This window comes from Sphingopyxis sp. Root154 (assembly GCF_001427105.1).
Lineage (GTDB): Bacteria > Pseudomonadota > Alphaproteobacteria > Sphingomonadales > Sphingomonadaceae > Sphingopyxis.
The window spans coordinates 1,570,944-1,583,625 of the sequence record NZ_LMGI01000002.1 but is presented as its reverse complement, the minus strand read 5'-3'; the positions used below and the strand labels follow the sequence as shown (position 1 = coordinate 1,583,625).

Genomic DNA, 12,682 nt, shown 5'->3' with positions numbered 1-12,682 from the left:
GCTGGCCGAAAGTCCGTCTGACCCGCGGAGCGTCATCCAGTCACACGAAATTCGCGCAGCAGGTGTTTGGCGATCTGGAGCTGCAGGATCTGCGTCGTACCCTCGTAGATGCGATAGATGCGCGCATCGCGGAAGAAGCGCTCGGCGTCATATTCGGCGAGATAACCCGCGCCGCCATAGACCTGGACGCAGGCATCGACGACGCGGCCGCACGCTTCGGATGCGAACACCTTGAACGCCGCCGCCTTGCGCAGGACATTCTCGCCCGCATCGGCGCGGCGTGTCACATCCGCCATCATGCATTCGGCCGCGTAGATGTCGATCTCGCTCTGCGCGAGCATCTGCTGGATCAGCTGGAAATTGGCGATCGGTTCGCCGAACGCCTTGCGCTCGGTCGCATAGCGCAGCGCGCTGTCGAGCGCGCGGCGGGCGTAGGCAGTGGCGGCGGCGCCGACCGACATGCGGCCATTGTCGAGGCTCATCATCGCAAAGGCGAAGCCCTTGCCGATCTCGCCGCCGAGCAAGGCTTCGCCGCCGACGCGAACATCCTCAAGGACGATATCGGAGATGTGGCTGCCCGACTGCCCCATCTTCTTGTCCGACTTGCCCGTCGAGACGCCGGGGGCATCCATCGGCACGATGAAGGCCGAGACATGGGCGTTCTTCGGCAGATTCTCCTTGCTCGTCCGCGCCATGATCAGCGCGACCTTCGCGAAGGGAGCGTTGGTGATGTAGCGCTTGGTGCCATTGAGCACCCAGCCATTGTCGGTCTGGACCGCGCTGGTCTGGAGCCCCGCCGAGTCCGACCCGGACCCCGGTTCGGTGAGGCCAAAGGCCGCGATCTCGCCCGCCGCGACGCGCGGCAGCCATTCGGCCCTCTGCGCGTCGGTCCCTCCATTTTTGAGCGCCGAGGCGAACATGCCGATGTTGATCGAGATGATCGAACGGAAGGCCGGCATCGCATAGGACAGCGTGTGGATGGTGCGGACATATTGGCTGACGTTCATCCCCGCGCCGCCAAATTCCTCGGGCATCGTCAGGCCGAACAGGCCCATGTCGCGCATCTCGGCGAGGATATCGGCGGGAATCTCATCGTTTTCGATGATGTCCTTTTCGGCCGGGATCAGCCGATCGCGGACATAGCGTTCGAGCTGTTCGATGAATTGTTCGAAAACATCGGCGTCCATGCCGGGGTTTACATTGCTCATGGTCGGGTCCTCAACGGGGGCTGCAGAGATTTTAACGGCTTGTCTCGGGCACCTGCCGCTTTGTCCAGGTTCAACCACGGTGGAGGCGCAGACATCATCAACCTGACGCGGAGACAAGACGTGCGTTTTTTCGAGGCGAATGGGATGCGGCGGCGCAAGGGCCATCGTGAAGCTCCGTTAAATATGCAGTACGTGCTACAAAGTTCATAGTTATGGTACGCCGGTCTCGGTTGCAGCAGGAAATTTTTTACCTAAGCTCTTGGATTTTGCCGAATATCGCCTTGCGTCTTCGAACCCGATCTCCGCCAATTATTCATGGTCCCTCGTTTCGATTCCGATGTGGATTGCGAGCCTTGACATTCATGGGACACAGTTTTTATAACGCGCACGCCTTTTGGCAAGACAAAACTCGCATCGGCGGGACAATGGGAGGTTTCAGGATGAAAAAGGTTGGTCTGTCGGCCGGTCGCTTCGGGCGGCCGATGGCACGCGCGCTCATGTGTGGCGGCACCTGTTTGGGATTTATTGCGGCTCCAGCGGCTGCTCAGACGTCGGGGACCGATGCGTCCACCACGAGCGAGACACGCGCGGCTGGAAATGACGATGAGATCATCGTGACCGCACGCAAGACTCAAGAACGTTTGCTTGACGTCCCCGTCGCGGCGAGCACCCTTTCGGCTGAGGCTCTCACCAGATATGCTACGAGCGATCTGTCGAATATCGCCGAACAGGTGGTCGGCGTTCAGCTCGCCAAGGGCATTTCTTCGACGAGCGGCGGCAGTTTCTCGATCCGTGGCGTGGGCAATCTGGCCAATGACCTCGGAAACGAACAGCCTGTCGCGATCAATATCGACGGCGTTCAGTTGACTCGTGGCCGCGTGGTGTCGGTGTCCCAGTTCGACGTCGAACGCATCGAAGTCCTCAAGGGACCACAATCGCTGTTCTTCGGGAAAAACAGTCCCGCCGGCGTGGTGTCTATCCTCAGCACGAATCCGAAAATTGGTGGACCGGTTGAAGGCTATGCAAAGGTCCAGTATCAGTTCACGACCAACACGCCTTCGTTCGAAGGTGCGGTGTCGCTGCCGATTAGCGATACATTTGCCATTCGTGTCGCCGGGCGCGCGAGCAAAATGCACGATGGCTATGTCCGGAATGTCGCGCAACCCCTGGCCGATCCCTTTCCGGCGGAGGCCGGCCTGATTCTGCCCGGCGCGACATATGAAGACTTGCCGGGAACGCAGGTGTCGGCGGCGCGTGTGACCGCGGTCTGGGAGCCTAGCGACGACTTCCAGGCGGTCCTCAAGAGCCTCTACTCGGTCGAACGGACGCGCGGCGGCTCGGGTGTTCGTGAAATACTTCAGTGCGGCGGGACGCGCCCTACAACGTACGGCATCCCCGATCCGACTGGCGACTGCGCCGGAAACAATGTCATTTCAAATGGTCTCCCACCAGCACTGGTCGTTGCCAACCTCTACAATGCCCCCGAGGACGGGAAGCCCTTCAGCCGGACGCGCGTATGGCTTTCGTCGCTCAACATGGACGTGACGCTGGGCCCCGTGACCGTGACGTCAGTCACTGGCCTGTTCGATTTCGCGAACGGCGCATTCGATAATTTCGATTACACAAGCTATGGCCAGGCAACAAACACGCAGCGCGAAACCGGATGGCAGTTCACGCAGGAACTGCGCGCAGTTTCCGATTTCGATGGTCCGATCAACTTCTCGGCGGGAATATTCTATCAGAAGGATCGTCGCGACTATGTGTCGGGCACGAAGATTGCCGCGCTCGGGCCGTTTGCCGGACCGGGCGAGTTCAACGGAATTTATGATTCTCTTATCACGACCGCTTCTAACCGTGGTTCGGCCTATTCGGCCTTCGGACAACTGCGGTGGAAGATATTGGACACCCTCGAGCTCGCCGGCGGGGTTCGCTGGACCCATGAGAAAAAATCGACCGATATCGGCAATATCTTCAATCGGCTCGCTCCCTTTTCGCCGGCTGGCATCCGCTACAAGCCGAAATTCTCGGGAGACAATGTCTCGCCGGAAGCCACCCTCACTTGGAAACCGGCACCCAACCTGACCATATATGGCGCCTACAAGACCGGCTATCTTTCCGGCGGATCGTCAAACCCCGCCACGGTCGTGAACTATTCGGTGCTTGCCGATCCGCTCCGCCCGTTCCGCTATGACGAGGAAACCGTCGAGGGTGGAGAGATCGGGATCAAGGCATCGCTGTTCGGCGGACAACTGACCGGCGATCTGACGGTGTATCGATACGATTACAAGGGTCTCCAGGTCCAGACCTTCGACGCGACGACGACCTCCTATTTTACGCAAAACGCCGGCGGCGCACGAAACCAGGGGATCGAGGGCCAGCTACGCTATCGCGTCGCACCTGAACTGACGCTGCGGGTCGCCGCTTCCTATGCCGATACGAAATTTACCGACTATGACGGCGGCCAATGCTACGCCGGTCAGCCGCTGTCGCCGGCGCCCGCTCCAGGCCAGTCCAAGGTGCCCGGAAATTGCTATCCGATCGGAGCGGGCAAGGGCCGCTACCTCACAGGCCTACGATATGGCCCCGCGCCTTTCCAGGCGATCGCGGGGATGACCTACGACACGCCGATCGGGGATGGCAGCTGGAACTTCGGCCTCACCTTCGACGGTTATTTCTACAACCGCACCCCGGCATGGAACATTCCGACCTCGCCGGGCGGCGCACCGCATTCGAATTTCAACGCCTCGGTTCGCTTCTATCAGCCGGACAATGGCTGGGAGGTCGCGGCGATCTTCACCAATCTCACTAACTCCGACTGGTTTCCGCCGGCGACCATCGACAAGCCGCTCGGCACTCCCGGGGACATCGTTGGCGACGCGCAACCGCCGCGGCTCGTGACGCTCCAGGCGGTCTATCGTTTCTGATCTCTCCCCTCTGGGAGGTCCGCGCCTCTTGCGGACCTCCCGCCTTTTTTATGCATGACAGGCGAGCATCGATGCCAGAATCCTGCGCGCCCGCCGCAGCCCAGTGAAGGCCTGTCCTCTGTTCTGAACCGCGGCCGACCTTTAAGTATTAGCCGCACAGCTCTTCGGTAGAATCTACGAATCCGCACATCCTCGCGCGGCGGCGTGCGCGATGTCCGCGGCGACGCACGAGAAGAAGCTATCCCTTCGCCCCTAAAAAAATGGGCCGCCGGGAGATGCACCCGGCAGCCCAGTAGCGGCCGCTGAACCGAGCCCCTCGTCAGCCGGCCGCAATCCTTGTCCTTGAGCCCTTCCACCATTGCGCCAGGGGCGCGAGCCTCTGGCGCTGCGCGGTCATCTGTTGTGTCAGTCGCAGGCTATCGGTGCGACCGCTTCTTCAGTTCGGCGATCGCGTCGGTCGCGCGAGCATAGGAAAACTCGTTGAGCATCACGGTGAGGATATGCTGTTGCGCGCGGGCGAGGAAGACCTCCTGAAGGCGTGGATCTTTACGGTCGTCGACTTCGGCAAATGTCGGTAGATGCGTCTCGACGATGGTCGGCGCGTCGATCATCCAGTGGAAGGCGTCGACGCATGCGGTGAGGCGGTACATGAAGTCGAACTCTTCGACGCTCACGTCGGGACCGCCGGCCGCGCGATATTGTGCGACGAATATGCGCATGAGGTCGGTCCGGTGCCGGTCGAGCAAGTCGAGCTCGGCCGCGCAGACCATGCCCCAGAAAGCGCGCGCGATGTTCATTTGCGCGACGCTACCCCAGTCCAGGAAACCAACGTGGAGTGCGCCCGCGTCGCGCCAGAACCAGGCGTTATCGATATTGATGTTCCAGTGGGCGAGCGCGATGAAGTCGTGCGCCGAATTCAGAAAATCATAAATGAGTGCCTGGTTCTCGATGACCAGCCGGGTCTCGCGCTCGAAACGGTCGAGAAATGCCGGCGTCGAGAAATCTTTCGGCAGCAGATGCGGCGCGCGAGCGGCATAGCTTCGCAGCTTGTCGACGCGCGCGTTGACTTCGTCCTGGCTGTAGGGAAAGCGTTCGCCGCCCGCCTGGCGGGGGCCCGGGAAGGGGAATTTCGCATTGACTGTCGGGCCGAGGCCTCCGGCCTTGTGAGTGCCAGCCAGTGCGGCATTGGCTTCGGTCACGATCCGGTAGCGCTCGAACTGATCGCCAAGTTTGAAATCCTGGCACTTCTCCAGTGGATCCTCCACCGTTCCGCTGCCATAGGCAATCCGCTCGGTGATGAGGATTCCGCTGGGCGCATCGCTGTTGAAATCCGCGAAGTAAGCGCGCGGAATGGCGACCGGCAGTTCGGTTTCCATCGACATTAGGTAAAAGCGCACTTCCGCCCGCATCGGCCAAGTGAACAGCTCGCGCTGTGGGTGGCCCTCGTCGAGCGGGAATTTGACGAACAGCTGCTCGCCCAGTCCCTCTCCCCGCGCATATTCGACATCGAGGAGAAGCTTTCGTCCCATCCCGCCGCCAACGAACTCGTCGGCGCGGGTGATCGCCACGATTTCGTCGTCAGCCGGGATCGCTCCGACCGCGCGGAAGGCCTGCGTCAGAAAGGCCGTGCCCGTCTTGCGAAAAGCCTCGATCGTGGTCGGGAACTCTGTCCCCGTCTCTTCTCCGCGGACAAATTCGGCTAACACTGCGTCCTGCTCCTGCTTGGCTATGATTTCGCTACGTCGCCCGGCTTCAGCTCTCGACGAAGGCCACGACTGCTCCGACTTCATAGACCTCGCCGGCCTTGCCAACCTGACGCAGGACGCCGGCAACGGGAGCTTCGACGTCGAGCGCGGTCTTTTCGCTTTCGAGTGTATAAAGGATGTCGCCCTCCTTCACCTCGCCGCCGTCGGCGATATGCCATTCGGTGATGGTTCCCTCGGCCATGCCGGCGCCAAGGCCGGGAATGCAGATTTCAGTTTTCATGAGTGTCTCCGGCGGTTTGATTCAATTGAATTTCGGGATGGAAGCCGTGCGAAAAGTCGTGCGGCCCTTGCTGATGACTTCGATATCGCGGTCCGCGGCGCGCGCGGTGAAACGCAGCTCTTTCGTCTCGTGCCAGAGACTCACCACGAGCGTCTCTCCCGGATAGACCGGCGCAGAGAAGCGCGCGCCATGCGAGCGGATTGCGTCGGGATCGGCATCGGGCACCGCAGCCAGCACGGCTCGGCACGTGATTCCAAAGGTGCAGAGGCCGTGCAGAATCGGTGCGTCAAAACCGACCTTGCGCGCTGCCGCCGGATCGGCATGCAGCGGGTTCATGTCGCCGTTAAGGCGATAGAGCAGCGCCTGATCGGGGCGTGTGGGAATCACGATTTCTAGATCGGCGCGGCGCGAAGGGAAATTATCTTCCTCGCGCGGCGCGCTTGCCGCCCCCCCGAATCCGCCATCGCCGCGGGCGAAGAAGCTGTTGGTGAGCGTGGCGACAGGCGCGCCCTTATCATCCTGCCAATCGGTTTCAGTGATCAGGAGGGCTCCGCGGCCGGCGCCCTTGTCATAGGCGCCGATGGTCCGCGTCCGCGTCCGCAACGCTTCGCTGGCACGCAGCGGACGATGGAGCGTGACGCATTGCTCGCCGTGGACAACGCGCGACATGTCGAGCCGGCTTGGGCGAAGACCTGTGGGCGCGTTCATCCGCGGCATGATTACGCCACCCAGCACGGTTGCCGCCGTCGGCAGCACCTTGAGGTCGCGCTCATACACATAGTTCAGCCCGTCGGCCTCGTCGGCCATGCCGATCGCGAGCGCATAGAGGATCGCGTCGCGAGGCTCATAGCCGAAGGGCCGCCACTCGGTCGCTTCTTCGAGAATGTCAGGATAATAGATCGTCACCAGCCACCTGTGTGTGATCGGAAAGGTCGAACCTAGCGCGCGTCGGCGCGCCGCGCGGGCGCGACAACGTGCAGCTGTTCAGCCCATCATGCGGCGGATGGAGGCGTAGACCTCGTCCTGGCTGTAGAGGAAGGCCTGCTCGAGCGGCGGGCTGAACGGGACGGGGCAATATTTCGAGCCCACACGTTTCACCGGCGCCTTGAGGTCGGCGAACAATTCTTCATGAATGCGCGACGAGATCTCGGCGCCGACGCCGAACGACTTGATCGCCTCATGAACAATGACGGCCCGTCCGGTCTTGGCGACCGAATTGAGAACCGTATCTTCGTCGAACGGCGCGATCGTCCGTAGGTCGATCACCTCGGCGCTGATCCCCTCACCAGCGAGCTCTTCGGCCAACTTGTCCATCTGCGCCACTGGCCGGCCGTAGGTGATGACCGTGACGTCGCTCCCCTCGCGGCGCACGCGTGCCTTGCCTAGCGGAATCTTCTCGCCGGCCGCGAGGGGCTCGCCCTTCTGCGCATACATCATGATATCTTCGATAAAGAGTGTCGGGTCATCGTCCTCGATCGCAGACAAAAGAAGGCCCTTGGCCTCGGCGGGGTTCGACGCCGTCACGACTTTCATGCCGGGTACATGGGCGAACCAGGCCTCCAGCATGTCCGAATGTTGACCGCCGAAGCCGACGCCCGCACCGGTCGTGCAGCGCACCGTGATCGGCACGAAAGTCTTTCCGCCAGACATGAAACGCAGCTTCGCGGCGTGATTGACCAGCTGATCCATGCACACGGTGAGGAAGTTCATGAACATGATTTCGGCGACCGGGCGGTAGCCCGCAATCGCCGCGCCGATCGCGGCACCCATGATCGCCTGCTCGGCGATGGGTGTCGTGCGCACCCGCCCTGTCCCATATTTTGTCGACAGGCCCGACGTCGCCTTGAACACGCCGCCGCCCTGGGCGTCCGCGATATCCTCGCCGAAAATCATGACCTTGTCGCTCGCTGCCATGGCCTCGTCGAGCGCCTGGTTGATCGACTGTGCGAAACTGATCGCGCCATCCTTGCTCATGCTGCAATTTCCTCTTTCAGAACATCGATGCGCAATTCGTCGACGTCGGGATAGGGACTTGAAAGTGCGTGCTCGACGGCCTCGTCGAGTTCGGCCCCGATCGCGTTCTCGATCGCCTCGAGCGTCGCGGCGTCGATTCCGCGTTCCGCGAGAAGCGCGCGGAATAGCGGAATGGGGTCAGCCTGTTTGGCCTCCTCCTGCATTTCCGCAGGGACGTACGAGAAATCGGCGCCAAACGTGTGGCCAAGCATGCGATAGGTCATCGCCTCGATCAGCGTTGGTCCCTCGCCGGCGCGGGCACGCGCTACCGCCTCGCAGGCGACCAGGTGCATTGCGATCGGATCATTGCCATCAACGCGAACGGCTTCCATCGCATAGCCGGGCGCGCGATCGATGATCTGCTTCGCGGCGGTTCCCGCGCTATAGGCAGTATGTTCGGCGTAACGGTTGTTCTGGCAGAGGAAGATGACGGGCAGCTTCCAGAGAGATGCGAGATTGAGCGCCTCGTGAAAGGCTCCAATATTGCTCGCGCCGTCGCCGAAACAGACGACCGTGACCCGCCCATCGCCGGACTGCTGCGAGGCCAGCGCCAGGCCGTTGGCGATCGGCAGGCCTGCGCCGACGATGCCGGTCGTTACCATGACGCCCGTCGCAGGATCGGTGATGTGCATCGGCCCGCCCTTGCCCTTGCAGGTCCCGGTCACCTTGCCCGTGAACTCGGCCCAGAGATCCCTGAGCGGGATTCCCTTGGCGACCTGGTCGTGCACGCCGCGATAGGTTGTAACAAGATAATCGTCGAGATTGAGCGCCGCCATCATCGCTGCCGACAACACTTCCTGCCCGCGCACCGGATAATAGACGAGCCGCAATTTTCCGCTCGTGAGCATCTGCCGGAAGCGCTCGTCGGTCTTGTAGACACGCATCGAGCGCCGATAGATTTCGAGCAGTGTCTCGATATCGAGATCTTCTTTGGTCGCCATCAGCCTTCTCCTAATCCCGTCGTGGCGCACCGTACGGCGCGCGCTCATAAATTACTATGCGTTGTAAAAAGTGGCCGGCGAATTGCAAGCGCTCATCCTTCTCGCGCCTCCGATCAACCGATTGTCCGATCCGAGGGCCAGTAGGGGGCCCGCAAGGCGCGCTTGTTGATCTTGCCCGCTGCATTGCGCCCGATGTCGTCGACGATCTCCACCGAGCGCGGAATCTTGTACGTCGAGATCCGTGCCCGCAGATGGTCGAGAAGCGCGCTCTCGAGCGGCGGATTCGACGGATCCGCGGGAATGACGAGCGCTTTCGCCTCCTCACCAAGATCGGGATTGGGCACGCCGATCACCGCTGCGTCGAGGATGTCGGGGTGGGCGACGAGCAGGTGCTCGATCTCGGCGGGATAGATGTTAACGCCGCCGCTGACGATCATATCGGTCACCCGATCGGTGATATAGAGATAGCCGTCGCCGTCCCGATACCCCACGTCCCCGAGCGTGAAGACGCCGGGTTCGCGGTGGGCGGCTTTCGTCTTCTCGGGATCGTTGCGGTACACGATACCGCGCCCCCTCTTGTCACGGAAGAATATCTGCCCCGCCTCGTTGGGGCCGACCAACGCGCCATCGTCGGCGTAAATCAGCAATTCGAAGGGATCGATCGTCTTGCCGACCGATCCGGGGCGTTCGAGCCATTCGGCCGAGGTGATGACATTGGTGGTGCCGCTCTCTGTCCCGCCATAAGCCTCGGTGAGGATCGGGCCGAACCAGTCGATCATCGCGCGTTTCACATCGGGCGGGCAGGCGGCGCCGGTGTGAATCAGGCTCTGCATCGAACTCACATCATATTTTGCGCGCACCTCGGCCGGTAGAGCGAGAAGGCGCTTGAAATGCGTGGGGACCATGACTGACCCCACCACGCGATATGTTTCAATCAGCGCCAGCGCCGCTTCCGGGTCGAACCGCTCGGCGACGACGAGGGGAAATCCGGCTGCCAGCGCGCGCACCGACGACAGGGATGCATTGAAATAGAGCGGTCCCAGCACGAGATGCGCGCCGGTCGGCCGATCGGCTGACCATTGGCAAAGCAGTTCGAAGAATTCGGCCGTGTCGCTGGCGCGGGGCAAGGTGGTGTCGACGGCGTCGATCGCCTTCGGAAACCCCGTCGTGCCCGAAGTGAACTGGAGATAGGGGCGCGGTGCAAGCCGTTCGTCGGGGGCTTCGGATGATTGGCCGTCGAGCCAGGCGTCCCAGTCGGTAACGCCCTCTTGCCGGGCGCAGCGCCACGCGATCACCTCGACCGTCCCGAGCTCGGCGGCCACCGCCTGACCGAGGGCGAGAGTCTCAGGGCCGACGAACAGGATTTCGGCTTCGGACTCGCGGAGGACATAGGCGAGTTCCTCTGCCTTGAGATTCGAGTTGACCGGAACCGCCGAGACGCCGGCGTGCAGGCTCCCCAGATAAGCCAGCACCGGCTCGGCCGCATTGGGTGCAAAGACCGCAACGCGGCGTTCCGCGCCGAATCCGAAGGCGATCAACGCGTTGGCGAGTCGGTTGAGCCGCGCGTCAAGAGCGCTCCAGCTGATTGCTCCGCGCGCGTCCGCAAGGCCCATTTCATTTGGAAAGAGCCGCGCCTTATCCCGGGTCGCTAATGCCATAAATCCTCGCCGTCTTTTATCGCGCGCTCGCCGCTTCGGACTCGCGCGCCTCGCAAAATTCCATAAGGAACAGCGACGGCGACTTCAATACTATAGTTCGTGATAGAATTCGAGCAGGTCTGAATGATTGCGCAGGTAGAGCGTCATGTTCCGGATGCGTGTGTCCCGCCGGCCTTGCCCATCATTCGACGGTGCTCGCCAGAGAGTCCGTAGCAGGTGCGGCAGCCCCGTCTGAGGAATGAGATTCACGAAGTGCGGCCTGCAACTCGCCAGGTTCGACTTCCGCCATGCGCCTGAACATCCGCCAGCTCGGTTCGGCCTCGCGCAGGTCCGAGAGCCAGCGAACCGCCATTTTCTGGGGGTCGCCGTCGGTCGATGACGAGATGATCATAAGAAATCCTTCGCAGACTCGCTCCACGAGCTTGTCGTCCGCGATATCTCCGATGCACCAGTCTGTGAGGTTTGAATAGGTCGACGTGGTCAGGCTGGCCAGAATGTGATCGACCTCGACGCCAGGGCGCAGCGCTTTCTCGGCAGCCAGAAATTCAATAAAGGGGCCGTAGGAACGGATCGACATTTCGCGCACGGTGTTGCGCAATTCCCGATCGGAATGCGGCGAATTATACACCGACATGATTGCCGTTGTGTAGGCGCGCAATTGCGTATTGCGCGAATGAATCTTGATGAGGCGCTCGATTTGCCCATCGAGCGTGTCCTGAGGGAATTTATAGACGACCGACGAGGTAAATTTTGAGGTATATTGCTGGACGGCGAGCGTGATCACATGATCCTTGCTGCCAAAAGCATTGTAAAGGGTCTTTTGCGCAATCCCCGCTCGTTTGCAAAGCTCGCGGACACTCAGTTCCTCCGCGCCCGATTCGGCCAGCATCTTGCGCGCGACCCGCAGGATGCGATCGCGGCGCTCCAATATGCGATTGCTTTTATATTTTGTCGGCTTGCTCGAAACCATGTCTGTCATCGTCTGCCATCCTCCCGACAAACCCGTCGCCCGCGCACGCGGGACGGGGTTGCCGTGCAATATTACATCATCCGCTACCATTCGCGTCTAATGTTCGATCCGCAACCGAAAATTGAGCTTGTGCGCCACCTCGATTGAAAATAGTGCGTGCTATACTATTTGATAGACCCGATCCGAAGTGGAGTGCCACATGATTCAGCATCCCGAACCGACCGCCGAACTCCAACCAAGCGAGGAACTTCGGCGCGAGCTCGAGGAACAGGGAATTGCCGAGGGAAGCTATCGCGTTCAGCGACTCGATGCTGTGCGAAAGACCGTCGCCCGCCGCCTCATGGCCGCCTATTCCGAGATCCCCCATTTTCCGCTCCGGATGCGGATCGCGGCCGACGCGCTACTTGATGCACGCGAGCGCCGCAATGCAGGCGAAGGCGAACGTGTCTCGCTCAACGATCTCTTCATCAAGGCGGCAGCTCTCGCGATCGCGCGCTTCCCCGGCGTGAATGTGACCTACACCAGCCACGGAATCATCCTTCACCGCCAGGCCGATATTTCGGTCGCCGTGGCGATCGAGGGAGGGCTTATCACACCGATCGTGCGGGCTGCCGAGAGCCGGAGCATCGCCGAGATTTCGGCCGACATGAAGCGACTTGCCGACGCGGCGCGGCGCAAGCGTCTCCAGCCGGCCGAATATTTCGGCGGAACCTTTTCGATCTCCAATCTCGGAATGTTCGGTATTTCCGAATTCTCCTCGATCCTCAATCCGCCGCAATCCTGCATTCTTTCGCTCGGTGCGCCGCAGCGCGAATATTGCCCTGATGAATACGGCAACCCGAGGCTCGGGCAGATAATGACGGCGACGCTGACCTGCGACCATCGCGCGGTTGACGGCGCGACCGGCGCCCAGTGGCTGCAGGCGTTTAAGGACATCGTTGAAAATCCTTCGCAGTGGATCGACGTCTGACAGGTCCGGCAG

At 61.4% G+C, this 12,682-nt stretch carries 10 protein-coding genes; 2 read left to right on the top strand and 8 right to left on the bottom strand.

Annotated elements, in window-relative coordinates:
* Window positions 1-32: 32 nt before the first annotated feature.
* On the bottom strand, window positions 33-1,208 hold the full coding sequence (locus tag ASD73_RS13275; protein ID WP_056372891.1) for an acyl-CoA dehydrogenase family protein: 1,176 nt from the start codon (window positions 1,206-1,208) through the stop codon (window positions 33-35).
* A gap of 266 nt (window positions 1,209-1,474) precedes the next feature.
* Here ASD73_RS13275 and ASD73_RS13270 point away from each other — a divergent pair, with 266 nt between their 5' ends.
* Entirely contained in the window at window positions 1,475-4,132 is a 2,658-nt protein-coding gene (locus ASD73_RS13270; RefSeq protein WP_162256173.1) for a TonB-dependent receptor, read from the top strand.
* A gap of 416 nt (window positions 4,133-4,548) precedes the next feature.
* Here the strand turns inward: ASD73_RS13270 and ASD73_RS13265 are convergent, their stop codons facing one another.
* From ASD73_RS13265 to ASD73_RS13235, 7 genes are all read right to left on the bottom strand, one after another.
* Complete coding sequence (locus ASD73_RS13265) at window positions 4,549-5,922, bottom strand: hypothetical protein (RefSeq protein WP_156377376.1); 1,374 nt, start codon at window positions 5,920-5,922, stop codon at window positions 4,549-4,551.
* Window positions 5,885-6,118, bottom strand: a complete 234-nt coding sequence (locus ASD73_RS13260) for a biotin/lipoyl-containing protein (RefSeq protein WP_056372888.1) — start codon at window positions 6,116-6,118, stop codon at window positions 5,885-5,887. The genes ASD73_RS13265 and ASD73_RS13260 overlap by 38 nt, the downstream gene beginning before the upstream one ends.
* A gap of 21 nt (window positions 6,119-6,139) precedes the next feature.
* Window positions 6,140-7,024, bottom strand: coding sequence for a MaoC family dehydratase (locus ASD73_RS13255; protein WP_056372887.1), 885 nt, complete (start codon window positions 7,022-7,024; stop codon window positions 6,140-6,142).
* 78 nt (window positions 7,025-7,102) lie between these two features.
* Window positions 7,103-8,092 carry an alpha-ketoacid dehydrogenase subunit beta gene (locus tag ASD73_RS13250; protein ID WP_056372886.1) on the bottom strand — a complete coding sequence of 330 codons (990 nt, stop codon included), beginning with the start codon at window positions 8,090-8,092 and terminating at the stop codon, window positions 7,103-7,105.
* The gene (locus ASD73_RS13245; RefSeq protein ID WP_056372885.1) at window positions 8,089-9,072 is read right to left on the bottom strand and encodes a thiamine pyrophosphate-dependent dehydrogenase E1 component subunit alpha; all 984 of its coding nucleotides are present in this window, start codon (window positions 9,070-9,072) and stop codon (window positions 8,089-8,091) included. The genes ASD73_RS13250 and ASD73_RS13245 overlap by 4 nt, the downstream gene beginning before the upstream one ends.
* A 113-nt stretch (window positions 9,073-9,185) precedes the next feature.
* On the bottom strand, window positions 9,186-10,730 hold the full coding sequence (locus tag ASD73_RS13240) for an AMP-binding protein (RefSeq protein ID WP_056372884.1): 1,545 nt from the start codon (window positions 10,728-10,730) through the stop codon (window positions 9,186-9,188).
* A gap of 181 nt (window positions 10,731-10,911) precedes the next feature.
* Window positions 10,912-11,709, bottom strand: a complete 798-nt coding sequence (locus tag ASD73_RS13235; RefSeq protein WP_162248154.1) for a TetR/AcrR family transcriptional regulator — start codon at window positions 11,707-11,709, stop codon at window positions 10,912-10,914.
* Window positions 11,710-11,899: 190 nt separating this feature from the next.
* Between ASD73_RS13235 and ASD73_RS13230 the strand changes: the two genes are divergently transcribed.
* Complete coding sequence (locus ASD73_RS13230) at window positions 11,900-12,670, top strand: dihydrolipoamide acetyltransferase family protein (RefSeq protein WP_056372882.1); 771 nt, start codon at window positions 11,900-11,902, stop codon at window positions 12,668-12,670.
* Window positions 12,671-12,682: the final 12 nt, after the last annotated feature.